General features: G+C 74.6%; 15 protein-coding genes. 7 read left to right on the top strand and 8 right to left on the bottom strand.

Annotated features, from left to right (window positions below; translation table 11 throughout):
* Window positions 1-170 precede the first annotated feature (170 nt).
* The 4 genes from ACWEQL_RS32350 to ACWEQL_RS32365 all read right to left on the bottom strand — a co-directional run bounded on the left by ACWEQL_RS32350 (window position 171) and on the right by ACWEQL_RS32365 (window position 4,577).
* A complete protein-coding gene (locus ACWEQL_RS32350) occupies window positions 171-1,259 on the bottom strand; it encodes a glycerate kinase (protein WP_452153924.1) in 1,089 nt (362 codons plus the stop codon).
* Window positions 1,256-2,092 carry a sugar phosphate isomerase/epimerase family protein gene (locus tag ACWEQL_RS32355; protein WP_452153925.1) on the bottom strand — a complete coding sequence of 279 codons (837 nt, stop codon included), beginning with the start codon at window positions 2,090-2,092 and terminating at the stop codon, window positions 1,256-1,258. Before ACWEQL_RS32355 ends, ACWEQL_RS32350 begins: the two co-directional genes overlap by 4 nt.
* Window positions 2,093-2,236: 144 nt before the next feature.
* Window positions 2,237-3,346 carry a dihydrodipicolinate synthase family protein gene (locus ACWEQL_RS32360; protein ID WP_452153936.1) on the bottom strand — a complete coding sequence of 370 codons (1,110 nt, stop codon included), beginning with the start codon at window positions 3,344-3,346 and terminating at the stop codon, window positions 2,237-2,239.
* A gap of 79 nt (window positions 3,347-3,425) precedes the next feature.
* Window positions 3,426-4,577 (bottom strand): Gfo/Idh/MocA family protein, encoded by a 1,152-nt coding sequence (locus ACWEQL_RS32365; RefSeq protein WP_452153926.1) that lies wholly within the window; start codon window positions 4,575-4,577, stop codon window positions 3,426-3,428.
* Window positions 4,578-4,649: 72 nt separating this feature from the next.
* Between ACWEQL_RS32365 and ACWEQL_RS32370 the strand changes: the two genes are divergently transcribed.
* Complete coding sequence (locus tag ACWEQL_RS32370) at window positions 4,650-5,720, top strand: LacI family DNA-binding transcriptional regulator (protein WP_452153927.1); 1,071 nt, start codon at window positions 4,650-4,652, stop codon at window positions 5,718-5,720.
* A 438-nt stretch (window positions 5,721-6,158) separates the two neighbouring features.
* Window positions 6,159-7,115, top strand: coding sequence for a helix-turn-helix domain-containing protein (locus ACWEQL_RS32375; RefSeq protein ID WP_452153928.1), 957 nt, complete (start codon window positions 6,159-6,161; stop codon window positions 7,113-7,115).
* A 23-nt stretch (window positions 7,116-7,138) separates the two neighbouring features.
* On the opposite strand, the gene ACWEQL_RS32380 is transcribed toward ACWEQL_RS32375, so the two are convergent.
* Both ACWEQL_RS32380 and ACWEQL_RS32385 read right to left on the bottom strand, forming a co-directional pair.
* Window positions 7,139-8,206: a substrate-binding domain-containing protein gene (locus ACWEQL_RS32380; RefSeq protein WP_452153929.1), complete on the bottom strand. Its 1,068-nt coding sequence runs from the start codon at window positions 8,204-8,206 to the stop codon at window positions 7,139-7,141.
* Window positions 8,207-8,473: 267 nt separating this feature from the next.
* On the bottom strand, window positions 8,474-10,264 hold the full coding sequence (locus tag ACWEQL_RS32385; protein WP_452153930.1) for a glycoside hydrolase family 35 protein: 1,791 nt from the start codon (window positions 10,262-10,264) through the stop codon (window positions 8,474-8,476).
* Between the two features lie 236 nt (window positions 10,265-10,500).
* Here ACWEQL_RS32385 and ACWEQL_RS32390 point away from each other — a divergent pair, with 236 nt between their 5' ends.
* A complete protein-coding gene (locus ACWEQL_RS32390; protein WP_452153931.1) occupies window positions 10,501-11,580 on the top strand; it encodes a substrate-binding domain-containing protein in 1,080 nt (359 codons plus the stop codon).
* Between the two features lie 80 nt (window positions 11,581-11,660).
* Here the strand turns inward: ACWEQL_RS32390 and ACWEQL_RS32395 are convergent, their stop codons facing one another.
* Together ACWEQL_RS32395 and ACWEQL_RS32400 are read right to left on the bottom strand one after the other, a co-directional pair.
* Window positions 11,661-12,443, bottom strand: a complete 783-nt coding sequence (locus ACWEQL_RS32395; RefSeq protein ID WP_452153932.1) for a sugar phosphate isomerase/epimerase family protein — start codon at window positions 12,441-12,443, stop codon at window positions 11,661-11,663.
* 5 nt (window positions 12,444-12,448) lie between these two features.
* Window positions 12,449-14,371 (bottom strand): DUF2264 domain-containing protein, encoded by a 1,923-nt coding sequence (locus ACWEQL_RS32400; RefSeq protein ID WP_452153933.1) that lies wholly within the window; start codon window positions 14,369-14,371, stop codon window positions 12,449-12,451.
* Between the two features lie 368 nt (window positions 14,372-14,739).
* On the opposite strand from ACWEQL_RS32400, the gene ACWEQL_RS32405 reads away from it, so the two are divergent.
* The 4 genes from ACWEQL_RS32405 to ACWEQL_RS32420 all read left to right on the top strand — a co-directional run bounded on the left by ACWEQL_RS32405 (window position 14,740) and on the right by ACWEQL_RS32420 (window position 19,014).
* Window positions 14,740-16,083: an ABC transporter substrate-binding protein gene (locus ACWEQL_RS32405; RefSeq protein ID WP_452153934.1), complete on the top strand. Its 1,344-nt coding sequence runs from the start codon at window positions 14,740-14,742 to the stop codon at window positions 16,081-16,083.
* Window positions 16,080-17,015 (top strand): carbohydrate ABC transporter permease, encoded by a 936-nt coding sequence (locus ACWEQL_RS32410; RefSeq protein WP_452153935.1) that lies wholly within the window; start codon window positions 16,080-16,082, stop codon window positions 17,013-17,015. Before ACWEQL_RS32405 ends, ACWEQL_RS32410 begins: the two co-directional genes overlap by 4 nt.
* Window positions 17,016-17,062: 47 nt before the next feature.
* Entirely contained in the window at window positions 17,063-17,932 is an 870-nt protein-coding gene (locus ACWEQL_RS32415) for a carbohydrate ABC transporter permease (RefSeq protein WP_452153937.1), read from the top strand.
* A 101-nt stretch (window positions 17,933-18,033) separates the two neighbouring features.
* Window positions 18,034-19,014: a hydroxyacid dehydrogenase gene (locus ACWEQL_RS32420; RefSeq protein ID WP_452153938.1), complete on the top strand. Its 981-nt coding sequence runs from the start codon at window positions 18,034-18,036 to the stop codon at window positions 19,012-19,014.
* Window positions 19,015-19,045 lie beyond the last annotated feature (31 nt).

A 19,045-nucleotide genomic window follows, 5' to 3' on the forward strand; every position in this document is an offset into this window, starting at 1 on the left:
GCCTGTGGTTTTTTTAATCGGGGCTATTGTGCTGGCCCATGGCGAGGACGGTTTGGGGTCGGCCCGGGGCTTGAACTCCGCGCCGCCCACCTGGGTAACCACGAAGGCCGCGCGGCACCCGGCGGGTGGCGCGCGGCTCTCGTGGTGGCCGGGCCGGAGGCCGGAAGGGCTCAGCCCGGGACGGGTGCGGGCGTACGGGCCAGGTCGGCGCCGGCGCGGAAGAGCCAGTGGGCGGCGCGCCGTTGGGCGTCGTCGGCGTCGCCGGCGAGTGAGACCAGGGTGAGCGCCCGCCCGTCGGTGGAGTCGCCGGCGACCACCCGGACCGGGACGGCGGCCCGCTCAGCCCGCGCGATCACCTCGCCGACGGCCTTGCCGAGCAGGCTGGTGGCGTCGAAGCGGCCCTCGCCGGTGACCACGAGGTCCGCGCCGGCGAGGGCCGCGTCCAGCCCGAGCAGGTCGGCGACGGCGGCCGCCCCGGGCGCGATCCGGGCGCCCCAGGCGGCCACCAGGCCGTAGGCCGTACCGCCGGCCGCGCCCGCGCCCGGCTGGGACGGGTCGCCGCCCAGCAGTTCGGCGAAGCGGCTCAGCCCGCGTTCCAGCAGGGCGGCCTCGGCCTGGCCGGCCCCCTTCTGCGGGCCGTACACGGCCGCGGCGCCGGCGGGGCCGAGCAGCGGGTTGGTGACGTCGGTCAGCAGCCGGACACCGCCCGCCGGGGCGGGGCGCAGCCCGGTCAGGTCCACGCTGCCGGCGGTGACGAGCGCGCCGCCGCCGTCGGGGAGTCCGGCCCCGGAGCGGCCGCGGACGCGCAGTCCCAGGGCGCAGAGCAGCCCGGCGCCGCCGTCGGTGGAGGCGGAGCCACCGAGGGCGACGGTCAGCGCGGTGGCTCCCGCGTCGAGGGCGGCGGCGATGGCCTCGCCGGTGCCCCGGGTGGTGGCGCTGAGCGGGGCGAGACGTCCGTCCATCAGGGGCAGGCCGCTGGCGGTGGCGAGTTCGACCAGGGCGGCGCCGTCCGGGAGCAGGGCGTAGCGGCCGGTGACGGGCCGGCCGTCCGGTCCGGTGCAGCCGGGCACCTCGTGCACGGTGGTCCCGGGCCGGGCGGCGGCAACCGCGTCGAGGGTGCCCTCGCCGCCGTCGGCCATCGGGAGCGTCACCAGTTCGTCGCCGGGCCGTACCGAGCGCCAGCCGTCGGCGAGGGCGCGGGCGGCGTCGGTGGCGGTGACGGTGCCCTTGAAGGAGTCGGGGGCGAGGAGGATCCTCACGAGCCGGCCACGTGGGTGAGGTGGCGCTCGGTCATGGTGCGCAGGGTCTGCTCGCCGGGGGTGTCCCAGATCCGCTCGTTGAAGATCTCGACCTCGATCCAGCCGGTGTAGCCGGCGGCGGTGACCCGGTCGGTGAGGGTGCGGAAGTCGATGTGGCCGTCGCCGACGTGGCCGCGGCCGAGGAACGCGTCGGCGGGCAGCGGCAGGGTCCAGTCGCAGACCTGGTAGGAGGCGATGCGGCCCTCGTGTCCGGCGCGCTCGATCTGCTCGTCGAGCTGCGGGTCCCACCAGACGTGGTAGCTGTCGACGACGACGCCGACCTGGGAGGCGGGGTGGGGCCCGGCGAGGTCGAGGGCCTGGCCGAGGGTGGAGAGGACGGCGCGGTCGGCGCAGAACATCGGGTGCAGCGGCTCCAGGGCCAGCCGTACGCCGAAGTCACCGGCGTGGGGCGCGAGTTCGGCGATCATGTCGGCGACGGACCGCCGGGCCCCGGCGAGGTCGCGGCTGCCCTCGGGCAGGCCTCCGACGACCATCACCAGGGTGTCGGTGCCGAGTTCGGCGGCCTCCTCGATGGCCTGGAGGTTGTCGGCGAGGGCGGCGCGCCGCTCGTCGGGGCCGGCCGCGGTGAGGAAGCCGCCTCGGCACAGGGTGCTGACGGCGAGTCCGGCGTCGCGGCAGAGCTTGGCGGAGCGGGCGAGGCCGGTCTCGGCGACCTTGTCCCGCCACAGGCCGATCGCCGGGATGCCGGCGTCCACACAGCCCCGGACGGCCTCCGGGAGGCTCCACCGCTTGGTGGTGATCTGGTTGAGCGACAGGCGGTCGAGTCCGGTCACGGTGCCGGGCTCCTTTCGGGCGGGGAGGTTCGGGCAGGGAGATTCGGGCGGGGAGTTCGGGGTGCGGGCCGTGGTGGCCGCCCGCCCGACGGGGGGCGGCCACCACGGTCACGTACGGGTGCGGGTACCGGTACGCGTACGGGCTCAGCCGGTCGGCGCCGCGACGGCGAGGAGGCGCCGCATCCGGTCGGCCGCGCGCTCCGGGTCGGGCAGCACGCCGGCGGCGTCGGCGAGGCGGAACAGCTCCACGAGGTGGGGCACGGAGCGGCCGCTCTGCGCGCCGCCGACCATGGTGAAGTGCTCCTGGTGCCCGGCGAGCCAGGCGAGGAAGACCACCCCGGTCTTGTAGTGGAAGGTCGGCGCGGCGAACAGGTGCCGGGCCAGCGGCAGGGTCGGCGCGAACAACGCGTCGTACCGGTCGAGGTCGCCCTCGTCCAGGGCGCGCAGCGCGGCGGCGGCGACCGGGGCGATCGGGTCGAAGACGCCCAGCAGGGCGTCGCTGTGGCCGAGTTCGTCGCCGCGGATCAGCTCGGGGTAGTGGAAGTCGTCGCCGGTGTAGAGGCGGACGCCTTCGGGCAGGGCGCGGCGCAGTGCGATCTCGCGGCCGGCGTCGAGCAGGGAGACCTTGATGCCGTCGATCCGGTCGCCGTGCTCCTTGATCAGGTCGAGCACGGTGGCGGTGGCGGCGTCGAGGTCGCCGGAACCCCAGTAGCCGGCGAGGGCGGGGTCGAACATCTCGCCCAGCCAGTGCAGGATGACCGGTCGCTCGGACTGGGTGATCAGGTCGCCGTAGACCCGCAGGTAGTCGTCGGCGCCTCGGGCGGAGGCGGCCAGGGCGCGGCTGGCCATCAGGATCGGCTGGGCACCGGCGTCCTCGACGACGGCGAGCTGCTCCTGGTAGGCGGCGGCGATGGCGTCCGGTCCGTGCGGGCCGGGGGCGAGCTGGTCGGTGCCCACGCCGCAGGCGAGCAGTCCCCCGGTGGCGCGGGCCTCGGCGCCGGAGCGGGTGATCAGCTCGCGGGTGGCGCTCCAGTCGAGGCCCATGCCGCGCTGGGCGGTGTCCATGGCGTCGGCGATGCCGAGGCCGAGGGACCACAGGTGGCGGCGGAAGGCGAGGGTGGCGTCCCAGTCGACGGCGGCGGGCGCGCCGGGGGCGTTGTCGCCGAGCGGGTCGGCGACGACGTGGGCGGCGGCGTAGGCGACCCGGGAGGTCGCCGGGGCCGGGGAGGCGGGCAGCCGGAGGGGTTCGGACATCCGGTGGCGGCCGTGGCCGGGCAGGTCGATGTCGGTCAAGGTGTCATCACAATCGCTTCGGGGCGGGGCGGGCCGGGAGTCAGAGCGTCAGGTCGGGGACGGCGACGCGGCGTCCCTCGCGGGCGGAGCGCAGGCCGAGTTCGGCGAGCTGGACGCCCTTGGCGCCCTCCAGGAGGTCCCAGTGGTAGTCCGATCCGGTCACCACGTGGCGCAGGAACAGCTCCCACTGGATCTTGAAGCCGTTGTCGAAGTCCCCGTTGTCCGGCACCTGCTGCCACTGGTCGCGGAAGGACTCGGTGACCGGAAGGTCCGGGTTCCAGACCGGCTTGGGGGTGGCGGCGCGGTGCTGGAAGCGGCAGTTGCGCAGTCCGGCCACCGCGCTGCCCTCGGTGCCGTCGACCTGGAACTCGACGAGTTCGTCGCGGTCGACCCGTACTGCCCAGGAGGAGTTGATCTGCGCGGTGACGCCGCCCTCCAGCTCGAAGATGCCGTAGGCGGCGTCGTCGGCGGTGGCCTCGTACGGGCGGCCCTGCTCGTCGACCCGGGCGGGGATGTGGGTGGCGGTGTGGGCGTAGACGGAGCGGACGGGGGCGATGAGGTTGTCCAGCACGTAGCGCCAGTGCGGGAACATGTCGAGGATCATGCCGCCGCCGTCCTGGGCGCGGTAGTTCCAGGACGGGCGCTGGGCGTCCTGCCAGTCGCCCTCGAAGACCCAGTAGCCGAACTCGCCGCGCACGGAGAGGATCCGGCCGAAGAAGCCGCCGTCGACGAGCCGCTTGAGCTTGAGCAGGCCGGGCAGGAAGAGCTTGTCCTGGACCGCGCCGTTGCACACCCCGGCCTCCCGGGCGAGGGCGGCGAGCTCGATGGCGGAGGCCAGCGACTCGGCGGTGGGCTTCTCGGTGTAGATGTGCTTTCCGGCCGCGATGGCGGTGCGCAGCGCGGCCTCGCGGGCGGTGGTGACCTGGGCGTCGAAGTAGATCTCGGCGAGCGGGTGGGCGAGGGCCTCGTCCAGCGAGGTGGTCCAGTGGTCGAGGCCGTGGCGGTCGGCGAGCTCCTTGAGCTTGTGGGCGCTGCGGCCGACCAGGATCGGCTCGGGCCAGAGCACCTCGCCGTCGCCGAGCGGCAGGCCGCCCTGCTCGCGGATGGCCAGGATCGAGCGGACGAGGTGCTGGCGGTAGCCCATCCGGCCGGTGACGCCGTTCATGACGATGCCGACGACTTTGCGGGACATGGTGGGTCCTTAGGGGTCTGTGAGCAGCGGGGAGATTGTTGGTAAGCGCTTACCGAGATGTACGGTACGAGCATGCCGAACCCGAGGTCAACCAGTCGCGCCAAGCGCTCCACCGGAGCCGTGACCCTCCAGCGCGTCGCCGAGCACGCGGGGGTCTCGATCGCCACGGCCTCCCGGGTGCTCCACGGCGGCCCCCGGACCGTGGGCGAGGAGCTGCGCCACAAGGTCGAGGGGTCCGCGCGCGAGCTCGGCTACGTCTCCAACGCCCCGGCGCAGGCCCTCGCCCGTTCCTCGACCTCCGTGGTCGGCCTGATCGTGCACGACATCGCGGACCCGTACTTCGCGGCCATCGCCGCCGGAGCCATGCGGGCCGCCAAGCGGCACCGACTGATGATCATGATCGCGGCGACCTTCGGCGACCCCGAGCTGGAGATCGAGTACGTCCGTGGCCTGCGCGCCCAGCGGGCACGCGCCCTGGTGGTCGCCGGCAGCGGGGTCACCGACCCGGACCTCACCGGGCGGTTCGCCGCCGAGCTGGACGCGTTCCGGGCGGACGGCGGACAGGTCACCTGCATCGGCGGGCGCGGCATCGAACCGTCCGTCCCGCTCGACAACGGCGGCGGCGCCGAGATCGCGGCCACCGAGCTGTGGCGGCTCGGCCACCGGCGCATCGGCGTGGTCGCGGGCCCGCGCGACCTGCTGACCATCCATCAGCGGCTGGCCGGGATCCGTACGGCCTGGCACCGGCTCGGGGGTGAACTCCCGGACAGCCGGGTGGTGTTCGGCGAGTTCACCCGGTCCGGGGGCCGGGACGCGACGCTCGGGCTGTTCGCCGCCGAGCCCGGCGTCACGGCGGTGCTCGCCCTCAGCGACGTCATGGCCGCCGGGGTGCTGACGGCGCTCCAGGACGACCTCGGGCGGGCCGTCCCCGAGGACGTCTCGGTCATCGGGTTCGACGACGTGCCCTTCGCGGTGGACCTGAGACCCTCACTGACCACCGTCCGGCTGCCACTGGAGGAGGCCGGGGAACGCGCCGTCCAGCTGATCGCCGACGGCGCGCGGCCGGCCCGGCAGGCCCCGCTCGGCGTGGCGCTGGTCGCACGCGGCAGCACGGGCCCGGCGGGCGGGCCCGAGCGGAGCTGACGGGCACCGGCCCCACGGGAGCCATGAGCGAGGGCGCTACGGGAAGGCGCTGCGGGAAAGCGCTTTCCATGAGGCCGTGCCGGGCCGGTGTGCGGAGATGTCCGAGGATGTCCCTGCACACCGGCCCGGGGATCGCGGAGCGTCGACCCTCTTTCGTCGCACCGCATCACCGCCATGACGGGGCGGCCTCCGCCCGACGCGGAGGCTTGGGGAGACCCGCCACGCAACGGGGCGCAGGAGGGCGCTTCCGGCACGCCGGCCGGGCCCCTCGCAATGCCCCAACGGTTTCCAACAGACTACAACAATCCTCTGGGTTCATTTCACACATGACCGCTCACGATTTACCAACCAGTCATCGCCGTGAAACACGGCCCCGCCCACACCCGCGATCTCATGTCCCCGCGACTGCGGGACGACGGCGACGAGAGGAGCAGGGCGATGCTGGACGCACTCGGTGTCCCGGCCGCCGAGGAGGCGCTGTACCGGGAACTGCTGGGCCGACCCGACGGGACGCTGGCCGAGCTCGCGGAGGCCACCGGCGACGGCCCCTCCCGGATCCGCCGCCGGCTCCGCTCCCTGGAAGGCCGCGGGATGCTGACCCGTACCACCGGCCGACCGGTCCGCTACCGCCCCGCGCCGCCCGAGCTCGCGATCGAGGCGCTGGCCCGGCCCCGGCAGCAGGACGTCGACCGGGCGCGCCTCGCCGCCCGGCAGCTCGACACGCTCTGGCGGACGGGCGCCGGCGCACGCGGACCCGTCGTCCGGATCGTCCCCGGCGGCGCGGACGCGGCCCGGCACCTCCTTCAGGCGCAGAGCGCCGCCCGGGAGGAGGTGCTGGTCCTGGACCACCCGCTCGGCACCGCCGGTGCGGCGGTCCGGCAGAAGGAGGTGCAGCTGGACCGGATGGCCCACGGGGTGCGCTACCGGACCGTCTACGACCGCGCCTCGCTGGCCGCCGCCGGCCGGCTCGACCTCGCCCACGGCCTCGCGCGCCACGGCGAACGCGCCCGGACCGTCGACGCCCTCCCGCTGGCCCTCCTGGTCGCCGACCGCACGACCGCCCTGGTGCCGGTCGGCCTCCCGGGGCGGCGGCAGGGCCTCGCCGTCCTGGCACCCTCCCCGCTGCTCGACGCCATGGCGGCCCTGTTCGAGTCCCTGTGGGAGCGCGGCACGCCACTGCGGCCCGCCGCCCGCCCGGCCGCGGAACCGTCCGCGCAGAACGGTCGGTTGCTGCGGCTGGCGGCCGAAGGCCACACCGACGAGGCGATCGCCCGTAGGCTCGGCGTCACCCGGCGCACGGTCGAGCGCCGGATGCGACGGGTGATGGACGAGCTGGGTGCACGCTCCCGCTTCCAGGCCGGGGTGCAGGCGGCCCGCCGCGGCCTTCTCGACTGAACCGTCCGCGGGCCCGGCCCGGCTCAGCCCGCCGCGGACGCCCCGCAGGACTCACGGATCGCCAACTCCGGCAGGAGCTGTAGGTGGTGGACCGGGAAGGCGCCCTTGCCGAGCCGGCGCAGGAGCAGCCCCACCGCCTCCGCCCCGACGGACCGCTTCGGCGGCGCGAGCGCGGTCAGCGCGGGCGCGCCGAGGGCGGCGAAGACGTCGTCGTAGCTGACCACGGCCAGGTCCTCGGGCACCGAGAGGCCGTGCGAGCGCAGCAGCGGGAGCAGCTGGATGGCGTCCTGGTCGTTGTGCACCAGGACCGCCCGCACCCCGCGGGCGTGGGCCTCCGCCAGCCGCTGCGCCACCGTGGCGGTGTCCACGACGGGGGTGACGATGTCGATCACCGGTTCCGCCCGCAGGTCGAGCAGTTCGACCGCCTCCGCGTAGCCGCGGCGGATCTCGTGGGCGGTCCAGGTGTCGCGGCGGGCGACCAGGGCGATGTGCCGGTGGCCGAGCTCGCTCAGGTGGCGCAGGGCGAGGAGCACGCCGTGGCGGTGGTCGGAGGAGACGGAGTCGAGGGCCGCCGCGGGGCTGCCGGGGGCGGGCCGGCGTTCGACCAGGACGGCCGGGACCGGGAGGTCCTCCACCCAGGCCTGGTCGGCGGGGCTGTCGGCCGGCGTCCAGTTGGGGGCGAGCAGCAGTCCCTCCACGCCCGAGCGCAGCAGCTGATCGACCTGGACCCGGTCGGCGCTGGCGTCGTAGGAGGAGATGCCGAGGACGAGGTGGGACCCGGCGTCGCCGGCGGCCTCCCGCGCGCCCGCGATGACCTCGTCGAAGTACTGGCCGACGGCCGGGACGAGCAGGCCGAGGGAGGGTCCGGGGCCGGCGGGCCCGGAGGCCGTGGCGGGCGTCGCCCCGGTCGCGGCCGAGACCGAGCCGTGGGAGCGGCGGACGAGGCCGGCGTCGGCGAGCGCCGCGACGTCCCGGCGGACGGTGACGGCGGGCAGGCCGAGGCGCTCGGCGAGGTCCGTCACGCGCACCGAGCCCAGGCTCCGGACCTCGTCGAGGATCCGGGTACGGCGTTCGTCGGCCGAGATCGACATCTCACTCCCCATGCCCGCTGGCCGCCCTGGCGCGGGAATCCGCCGGGCGGACAGGAATCTACCATTCGGTCGGGTTTCGATCGGTCGGTATCCGATCGGCCGCCCGGCCGACGGGCCACGACGGAACGGGACCCGAACGGAACGGGCACGACAGCGGGTACGGCGGAACGCGTACGACGGGACGGGTGCGGCTCAACGACGTGGCGCGGCCCGCCGGGGAGTCGGGGCCGCGCCAGGTCGGGCGAGGAGGTCACGCCGGGAGCGCGGTCACCCCTGGGGCATCTCCTCGGCCGTCGTCGGGCCGAGGTCGGGGGCCTCCCGCAGCTCGATCCGGGTGCCCGGGCGGTGGAGTTCCAGCACCACGATCTCGTTGGCGCCGGCCCGCCACAGCGGCGCCGGGGCGTAGAGGGTGCGCTGCGGTCCGCGCTCCCAGTACCGGCCGAGGGCGAAGCCGTTGAGCCAGACCATGCCCTTGGTGAAGCCGGGCAGGGCGAGGAAGCCGTCGGCGGGTTCCTCGACGATGAGTTCGGCGCGGTGCAGGGCGGGCCCGTCGGCGGTGACCGGCCCGGTGAAGCGCGCAGCTGTCGGGTCGTCCAGCGGCAGGGGCCGGATCTCCCAGCCGAACTGGTACTGCTTGTCGACGCGGACGCCGCCCGAGATGCCCTTGCGGTCGTGGAGCAGGGGGCCGTAGTTGATCCGGCCCATGTTCTCGACGAGCAGGTCGAGCACCGCGCCGTCGGCCGGGACCTTGACGGGCAGGGCGGCGTCGGGGTCGTCGCGGTCGAGGACGCCGAGCGGTACGCCGTCGAGGAAGACCTGGGCGCGGTCGGCGAGTCCGTCGACGCGCAGTTCGCCCTGGTCGAGCGGGCCGCGCAGACGGGTGCGGTAGTGGATGAGCCCGGTGTTCTGGCCGAAGGCCTCCATCGGCTCGGGTTCGGGCCGGTGGTGGACGGTGGCGAGGTCGTCGAGGGAGGCGAGCAGGTCGGCGCTCGCGGTGACCGGCACGCTCTGCGGGGCGAGGCGGGCGGGCGCGGGCGGCAGGGGGTGGGGGTTGGGGCCGAGGTGGCGCTCGATCACCCGACGGAAGAGGTGGAACTTCTCCGTGAGCTCGCCGGCCTCGCCGACCGGGGCGTCGTAGTCGTAGCTGGTGGAGTCCGGCTGGAAGGATTCGCCGTCGTGGTTGGCGCCGTTCCACCAGCCGAAGTTGGTGCCGCCGTGGCCCATGTAGATGTTGACCGAGGCGCCGGCCGTCAGCAGCCGGTCCAGGACGTCCGCGCACTCCTCGGGGTCACGCCGGTGGTGCGGCGCGCCCCAGTGGTCGAACCAGCCGCACCAGAACTCCATGCCGACCAGCGGGCCGACCGGCTGGTGGCGGCGCAGGCAGGCCAGCGCCTCCTCGGGGCGCGAACCGAAGGTGCCGGTGGTGAGCAGGCCCGGCACCCGGCCGCCGAGTTGGAAGCCGTCCTCGGCGCCGTCGGCGGTGAACAGCAGGCAGTCCACACCGCGCCGGACCAGACCGTCGCGCAGGTGTTCCAGGTAGGCGGTGTCGTTGCCGTAGCTGCCGTACTCGTTCTCCACGGCCACGGCGACCACCGGCCCGCCGCGGGAGGCGAGCAGCGGCAGCAGTTCCGGGACGAGCAGGTCGAACCAGGCGTCGACGGCGGCGAGGTAGGGCGCGTTGACGCGGCGCAGCCGGACGGCCGGGTCGGCGAGCAGCCAGCCGGGCAGACCGCCGAACTCCCATTCGGCGCAGATGTAGGGGCCGGGGCGGACGATGACGTCGAGGCCGAGGTCGCCGGCGGTGCGGACGAAGGCCGCGAGGTCGCGGTCGCCGGTGAAGTCGGCCGTGCCGGGGGCAGGTTGGTGGAAGTTCCAGGCGACGTACGTCTCGACGGTGTTGACACCCATGGCGCGCAGCCGGGTGAGCCGGTCGTGCCAGAGTTCCGGGCGGATCCGGAAGTAGTGGACGGCGGCGGAGACGATCCGGTGCGGGCGTCCGGCCCGCAGGAAGGTGTCGCCGTCGGTGGTCAGGGCGGGGTGGGGGGCCGGAGCGGCCATGCGTGCCTCCGCGGTGGGCGGTCGGGAGCGAGGGATGGGTGTCCGGTGGGCGCCCGGGACGGTGGCCGGCAACGCGGTGCGGGCCGTGACGGGCGGGGTGACGAGCGCCGGTCAGTACCCTACGGTCCCGCCGATCGGCCGGTCAATCGATCGGTATAGACCACACCTCTTGATCAGAATTCGATCGAACGATAATATTTGATCAGTCCGGAAGCCGATCCATCGCTGGAGGCAGCATGTCCATCTCGGGGGAAGAGCGTCGCAGGCTCATCGTGACGGCGATCGGGGATCTCGGCGGCCAGGTCCGCCTGAAGGACCTCGCCGACCGCCTGGGCATCCCCGCGGTCACCGTCCGCCGGGACGTGGCGCTGCTGGCCGACGCGGGCCGGCTGAGCCGTTCGCACGGCTTCGTCTCGCTGGACCGCCCGGGCCCCGACCGCTCCCCCGGCACCGGGGCCGCCCTCGCCGCCGACCGCACGCTCGGCCTGCTGGTGCCCTCCGTCGGCTCGTACTTCGACGAGGTCATCGCCGGGGCCCGGGCCGCGGCCACCGCCGCCGGGGCACGGCTGGTCCTCGGCCTCGCCCCGTACGGCACGGGCGACGACCGGGTGCAGGTCGAGCGGCTGCTGGAGTCCGGGGCGGAGGGCCTGCTGCTCGCCCCCGGCCTGCTGCCGGGCCAGGACCCGGTGGGCTGCGCCTGGCTCGACGCCCTCCCGGTGCCCACCGTGCTGGTGGAGCGCCGCTCGCCCACGCCGGACGGCCCCGGCGCGCACCTGGACGCGGTCGGCTCCGACCACCGCCACGGGGTCCTCAGCGCCCTGCGGCACTTCGCCGGTCTCGGCCACGACAGCGTCCTGCTGGCCGCCCGGGGCGACTCCTGGACGGCCGAGGAGGTCCGGGCCGGGTACGCGGAGGCCACCCGGCTGCTCGGGCTCCCCGCGCTGCCGGTGCTCGACACGCTCTCGCCCGCGGGTCCGCCGGCCGACCCCGGCCTGCTGGCCGACCGGATCGCCGAGGCCGTCGCGGCGGGCACCCGCGCGGTCCTGGTCCACAACGACCAGGACGCGATCCGGCTGCCCCCGGTGCTGCGGGCGCGCGGGCTACGGGTCCCCGAGGACGTGGCGCTGATCGCCTACGACGACGTGTTCGCCGCGCTGGCCGCTCCCCCGCTGACCGCCGTTGCCCCGCCCAAGCGCGCCGTCGGCAAGGCCGCCTTCGACCTGCTGGTGCGCCGGCTGGCCGCCGGACCCGAACTGCCGGTCCACCGCGTCACCCTGCTGCCCGCCCTGCGGGTGCGCACCTCCTGCGGCGGCTGAACCACCCGGGGCCGGGAAGCCCGGGAGGGCCGGCGCGGATGCCCCCGCACCGGCCCTCGCCTGCGTACTCGCCGCGCGCGTCAGGACGCGCGCAGCGCCGCCAGGTGGCGGGCCCCCGCGCGCAACTGCGGCGCCAGCGGGGCGGCCCGGGGGTGCCAGGGCGCCTCGTACTCCCAGGCGATCCAGGTGCTGCGCGGCAGGGACCGCAGGCAGTCCGCGATCGGCAGCACGCCGGCGCCGAGGGCCAGCGGGGTGAGGTCCTCGGCCGAGGCGACGTCCTTGACCTGGACGTAGCCCAGGTGCGGCGCCAGGGCGCGGTGGGTCTCGGCCGGGCTCTCGCCGGCCAGCCAGGTGTGCAGCAGGTCCCAGAGCGCGCCGGCCGCCGGGTGGCCGACCCGGTCGAGCAGACGGGCGACGGCGGCGCCCGAGCGGTGCGAGTCGTGGGTCTCGACCAGCACCCGCACGCCGAGCAGGGCCGCCTGCGGGGCCACCTGGGTGAGCCGGTGGACCGCCCGGGCGTCCGCCGCGGTCGCGGGGCCCGGCCCGCCGTGGGGAAAGACCCGCAGGTTGCGGCAGCCGAGGTCGGCGGCGAGCCGCAGGTGGGCGAGCAGGTCCGCGACGACCGGGCCGTCCGGCCCCGGTGCGGCGACGCCGATGTACGAGGCGAGGGTCAGCGGGACGATCCCGGCGCGGGTGAACAGCCGGGCGGTCGCGTGACGTTCGGCGGTGCCCAGCTGCAGGCGCGCCGGCTGGTCGGAGGCGCAGCGCAGTTCGAGACCGTGCCAGCCGTGGTCGGCGGCGAGGCCGACGACCCGGTCGAGCGGGGTGCCGGGGAGGCCGAGGGTGGAGAGGGCGAGGGGCATGGTGCTCAGCCGCCGCGGACGACGGCGACCGTGCCGTGTGCGATGGACACCCGGTGGGTCCTGCCGTCCGGCCAGTGGAGCTCCACCTGCCAGGTGCCGCCGGGCCGGACGGTCACCTCGACTGCGTCGAGCGGGGGCAGTGCGGTGTCGGCGGTGAGCCTGGCCGCGCTGACCAGCAGGGCCGGGCCGTCGGGGAGGGTGCCGGTGAGCAGGGGCAGGGCGGCCTCGGGGCCGTACGCGGTGCCGCCGGGCACGGGCAGCGCTTCGGCCCCGGCGAAGCCGTGCAGGGCGTGGAGTTCGCTGGTGAGGCGCCCGTCGGCACGGACGACCGCGGCGAGGCCCGGGAAGCCCGGTGCGGACCCGGTCTGCCGGCCGGCGACGGCCCAGCCTCCTTCGCGGACGGGGGTTCCGGGCACGGCGCCGGTGACCAGGTGGACGCGGACCTCGTCGGCGCCGTGCGCCAGGGTGACCGAGGTGACGGTGACCCCGGGCAGTTCGCGGCCGGCGGCACGCGGGCGGGAGAGGGACGCGGCCCAGCCGGGGCCGGTGCCGAGCGGCAGGATCCGGCCGCGCTCGGTGGGTTCGCCGTCGACGAGGAGGGCGAGGTGGTTGTCGGCGGGGCCGCCGAACACCGGGCCGGTGACCGTGGAGTGGGCGAGCCGGGCGTAGTGCGGGTTGTCGGGCTGGACGGTGTCGGCGGGCTGGTCGTCGCTGCCGTGGTTGTGCAGGCGGACCACGCCATCGGCGGCGGTCGACTGGACCAGCCAGCCGGGACCGCGCAGGGCGAGCACGGTGTCCCGGATCTCGCTGGGGGCGGGCCGCTCGGGCTCCGTCCAGACCGGGTGGTCGGGCGGCAGCAGCAGGCCGAGGAGGCCGCTGCCCGCCCAGTAGGGGGAGGCGGGGCCGGAGTACGGCTGGACCAGGCGGGGTTCGGGGCCGTACCAGCCGAGGGTGAGCAGACCGCGGTCGTCGAGGGCGCCGCGGTCGAGGAAGTGGCGCAGGGCACCGGAGGCGAGGCGGCGGGTGGTGCCGGGGTCGAGCGGGGTGCGCCCGGTGAGGGCACCGGCCCACAGGGGGGCGGCGGCGGCGAAGCGGTAGGTGAGGGAGCGGCCCTGGTGGACGGGGGCACCGTCGGCGCCGAAGGTGTGGGCGTAGTCGGCGAGGTGGGCGGCGAGGCGTTCGCCGTACTCCGCCACCAGGGCGTGGTCACCGGCGAGGTGGGCGTGCAGGACGGGGTAGAGGTGCAGCGCCCAGCCGTTGTAGTGGTCGAAGGCGCGGGGGCGGCCGTCGGTGTACCAGCCGCCGCCGAGGTACCAGCGGTCGATCTTCTCCAGGCCGCGGCGGACGGCCTCGCGGGCGGCCTTCTCCTCGATGCCGGCCTCGGCGAGGAAGCCGCCGACGGAGAGCGGGAAGAGCACCCAGTTGTTGTCGTTGGGCGCGCGGTGGAGGGCGTCGGCGAGCCAGCGGCCGACGCGCTCGCGCACCCCGGCGTCGAGGCGGTCCCAGAGCCACGGGCGGGTCAGGCGCAGCGCGAAGGCGATGGAGGCGGCCTCGACCATGGCCTGGCCGCGGTCGGTGATCAGGGGCCAGGACTCGCGGTCGCCGTCGGCGAGGTCGCGTTCCGCCGTGGGGGTGCGGGTGCCGGCGTCCAGGCCCGCTGCGTAGTCCGCGAGCAGGCCGTACGGGTCGGCGCCGCCGGCTCCGGCGATGCGCAGCGCGGCGGGCAGGAAGGTGCGGGCGTAGCCCTCCAGCGCGTCGGAGCGCCGGCCCGACCAGCTGGGGCGGTCGCCGGGCAGGTCGATCAGCGCCCGGCCGGGGCTCGCGTACGGGCGGACGGCGGTGAGGAGATCGTCGGCCACCGCCTCCCAGTGGGCCCTGGTCCAGCCGGTGTGGGGGCTGAGGTGGCGGTTCTCCGGGGGCAGTGGCATGGGGGGTGCCCTTCGTCGGTGGGTCCGGGGGCGGGTGGGCCCCCGGACGGTGGCTCCTGAGGCGGAATCTAGGAACCGACTGATCATTCGTCAAGGCCATCGGATCAAATGAACTAGTTGATCAGATTGTGATGTTGCCGGAACGCGGCGGCAACGGAGAGCATTATCGCAGCTCAGCGGGCATCTATCGAGATCCGCGACAGCATCGGCCGATCGATCGGATCAGATCATTCGATCCCAATGGCTTGACTCCGATCGACGCCCTGCTCAGGATGACTGCCAGTCGCCCCCCCACCCCCCTCACGCATCCGGACCGGGCAGACCACCCCGTCAGCGGAACCGTGACCTCCCTCCTGAGGAGCCGTGCCATGCGCTCAACCCCCTCCCGTCGCAGAGCCCTCCGTGCCGCCGCCACCGCCACCGCCGCCGCGCTGTGCGCGACCCTGATCGCCGCCTGCGGCAGCGACGGGGGCGGCTCGACCAGTGCCGACGACGGCAAGCCCGTCAGCCTCACCTTCTGGGGCTGGGCCAAGGGCACCAAGGAGGTCGTGGCCGCCTTCAACGCCTCCCACCCGAACATCCAGATCACCTTCGAGGAGATCCCCGCGGGCAACGCCGGCGGCTACGCCAAGCTCTCCAACGCCGTCAAGGCCGGCAACGCGCCCGACGTCTTCAACGTGGAGTACCCGCAGCTGCCGGACTTCGTCAGCCAGGGCGCCGTCCAGGACATCAGCAAGCTCGTCGGGGCCGATCTCAAGGCCAAGTACCTGCCGCAGGCCACCGAGCTCACCACGCTCGGCGGCAAGACCTGGGCCCTGCCGCTGGACGCCGCCCCGCAGGCCTTCTACTACCGCAAGGACCTCTTCGAGAAGGCCGGCATCACCGTGCCGAGGACCTGGGAGGAGTTCCGCACCGCCGCCCAGAAGCTCAAGGCCGCCCAGCCCGACGCCCGGATCGCCACCTTCTTCCCCGACGACCCGACCACCTTCGAGGCGATGGCCTGGCAGAACGGCGCCAAGCTGTTCACCGCCGCCGGTGACGCCTGGAAGGCCGACCTGACCGGCCCGGAGACCAAGAAGGTCGCCGCGTACTGGCAGCAGCTGATCGACGAGGACCTCGTCCGCGTCCAGCCCTCCTTCAGCCAGCAGTGGACCGCCTCCCTGCAGAAGGGCGAGACCGCCGGCTACCTCGGCGCCTCGTGGGGCGGCGGCGTCCTCAAGGCCAACCTCGGCACCACCCCCGACGTCAACGGCAAGTGGGCCGTCGCCCCGGTGCCGAGCTGGGACGGCGGCCCCGCCAGCGGCATGCTCGGCGGCACCACCTTCGCCGTCTCCAAGGACAGCAAGAAGGCCAAGGCCGCCGTCGAGTTCGCCACCTGGGCCACCACCACCCCCGACGGCATCAAGGCCCGCATCGCCTCCGGCACCTCCTCCTCCTACCCCGCGGCCAACGAACTCGTGCCGGTCGCCAAGCAGGCGTTCAACACCGACTTCTACGGCGGCCAGGACGTCTACGCCGTCTACACGGACGCGGCGAAGTCCATCAAGCAGGGCTGGGGCTGGGGCCCGGCGATGGGCGTCACCAACGGCTCGCTGAAGGACTCCTTCGGCAAGGTCGCCGGCAGGAGCGGCACCATCGACGAGGCGCTCACCGCCGCCCAGCAGGCCACCCTCGCCGAGTTCAAGAACCGCGGACTGAAGGTCGCCCAGTGACCTCCCGCACCAAGGCCCCCCGCGCCGCCACCGTCAGGCGGCGCGGGCGGTACGGGGCCCCGGCCGTCCTGCTCGCCCCGTTCCTCCTGCTCTTCACGGCCTGCACGCTGATCCCGATCGGCTACGCCGTCCGCCTCAGCCTCTTCTCCGAGCACCACTCCGGCCTCGGCTTCGGCGGCACCGAGACCGTCTTCACCGGCCTCGGCAACTACACCCGGGCCCTGCAGGACGAGGCGTTCCGCGACGGCTTCCTGACCATCGCCCAGTACTGCCTGCTCTACATCCCGCTGATGACCGGCCTCGCCCTGGTCCTCGCCCTGCTGCTGGACTCCGCGCTCACCCGCGCCAAGCGGTTCTTCCAGCTGGCCCTGTTCATCCCGCACGCCGTCCCCGGCATCATCGCCGCGCTGATCTGGATGTACCTCTACACCCCCGGCATCAGCCCGGTGCTCGACGCCCTGGAAACCCTCGGCACCCAGCCCGCACCGCTCGACCACCCGCTGCCCGCCGTGGTCAACATGGCCCTGTGGCAGTGGACCGGCTACAACATGGTCATCTTCTACGCCGCGCTCCAGGCGATCCCCCGCGAGGTGCTGGAGGCCGCCGTGGTCGACGGCGCCGGCCCGCTGCGCACCGCCCTGAGCATCAAGATCCCGCTCATCCGGCCCTCGCTCGCCATGGTCGCCCTGTTCACCGTCATCGGCTCGCTCCAGCTCTTCAACGAACCGATGATCCTGCACAACACCGCACCGGGCGTCACCTCCACCTGGACCCCCAACATGTACGCCTACACCGCCGCCTTCGAACGGGGCGACTCCGGGCTCGCCGCGGCCTCGTCCGTCCTGCTCGCCGTCGCCGCCGCGGGCCTGTCCTTCATCGTCACCCGGGCCACCCGCGGCCGCTCCGAGCGGCGGAAGGAGGCCGCCGCGTGAGCACCACCCGCCCGCTCCCGCTCCGCCCGCCGGAAGGACGTCACACCGTGGGCACCTCCCCCGCCCCCGGGGCCCGCCGACGGCCCCGGACCCTCTCCGGCACCGCGGTCAACGGCGCCCTCGTCCTGGCCACGGCCTACACCCTGCTGCCGCTCGGCTGGCTGCTCACCGCGGCCGCCAAGAACACCGCCGACCTGCTCGGCGGGAACGCCCTCACCGCCGACAACTTCAACCTCGGCAGGAACCTCGGCGACCTTGCCGCCACCGGTGACGGCATCTACTTCCGCTGGTACCTCAACTCGCTGCTCTACGCCGGCTTCGGCGCCGTCCTGTGCGCCCTGGTCTGCGTCGCCGCCGGCTACGCCTTCCACGTCTACGACTTCCCCGGCAAGGAGAAGCTCTTCGGCCTGGTCCTGCTCGGCGTGCTGGTGCCCACCACCGCGCTCGCCCTGCCGATGTACCTGCTCGCCTCCGAACTCGGCATCGTCAACACCTTCTGGGCCGTCTTCCTGCCCTCCCTGGTCAACCCCTTCGGGGTCTACCTCTCCCGGGTCTTCTGCGCCGGGTACATCCCCGGCGAGGTGCTGGAGGCGGCCCGGATGGACGGCGCCGGCGAACTGCGCGTCTTCTGGTCGATCGGCCTGCGCATGGTCATGCCGGGCTTCGTCACCGTGCTGCTGTTCCAGTTCACCGCGATCTGGAACAACTTCTTCCTGCCGCTGGTGATGCTCTCCGACAACGAGCTCTTCCCGGTCAGCCTCGGCCTGTTCACCTGGAACGCCCAGACCAGGGCCTTCCCCGAGTACTACCCGCTGGTGGTGACCGGCGCGCTGCTCGCCGTCGTCCCGCTGATCCTCGCCTTCGTCCTGCTCCAGCGGCACTGGAAGGCCGGCCTGACCGCGGGGAGCGTCAAGTGAGCCCCACCGTCCACGCCGCCCCCGACCGGAGGAACACCATGCCCGACCAGCCGCCGGCCCCGGACGGCACCGCGACGCACCGCCCCCGCGCCGTGCTCGCCATGCACCGGGACCTCGCCGGCCGCCTGATCGACGACCACACCCTGGCCCGGCTCACCGCGCTGGCCGACCTCGACCCGGCCCTCGTCCTCGACGACTTCACCACCCCCGAGGCGGCCGAGGCCCTGGCCGGGGCCGAGGTGATCGTCTCCAGCTGGGGCTGCCCCCCGATCGACGAGGCCGCGCTCGCCGCCGCCCCCCGGCTGCGCGCCGTCCTCCACGCCGCCGGCTCGGTCAAGCACCACATCACCGAGGCCTGCTGGCGGCGCGGCATCCAGGTCACCTCGGCCGCCTGGGCCAACGCCCTACCGGTCGCCGAGTACACCGTCGCCGCCGTACTGCTCGCCAACAAGCAGCTCCTGCACATCCGCGAGGACTACCGCGCCCGGCGCGCCCCGTACGACTGGCAGTACGCCTACGCCGGCGCGGGCAACTACCGGCGCACCGTCGGCGTCGTCGGCGCCTCCCGGATCGGCCGCCGCGTCCTCGAACTGCTGCGCCCCCACGACCTGGACCTGCTGCTGCACGACCCCTACGTGGACGACGCCGAGGCCGCCCGGCTCGGCGCCCGTGCCGTCGGCCTCGACGAGCTGTGCGCGGCGAGTGACGTGGTCAGCGTCCACGCCCCCGAACTGCCGGAGACCCACCACCTGATCGACGGCCGCCGGCTCGCCCTGATGCGCGACGGCGCCACCCTGGTCAACACCTCGCGCGGCTCCCTGGTCGACCAGGACGCCCTGGTGCGCGAGCTCGTCACCGGGCGGCTCGACGCCGTCCTCGACGTCACCGAACCCGAGGTGCTGCCCGCCGACTCCCCGCTCTACGACCTGCCCAACGTCGTGCTCACCCCGCACGTCGCCGGCTCGCTCGGCCGGGAGCTGCACCGCATGGCGGCCGCCGCCGCCGACGAACTCGCCCGCTACACGGCGGGGCGGCCCTTCGCCCACCCCGTCCACGCCGAGGAGGCGCACCGCACCGCCTGAAACCGTGCGTCCCCCCGGTGGGCACCGGGGG

This window comes from Kitasatospora sp. NPDC004240 (genome assembly GCF_053603215.1).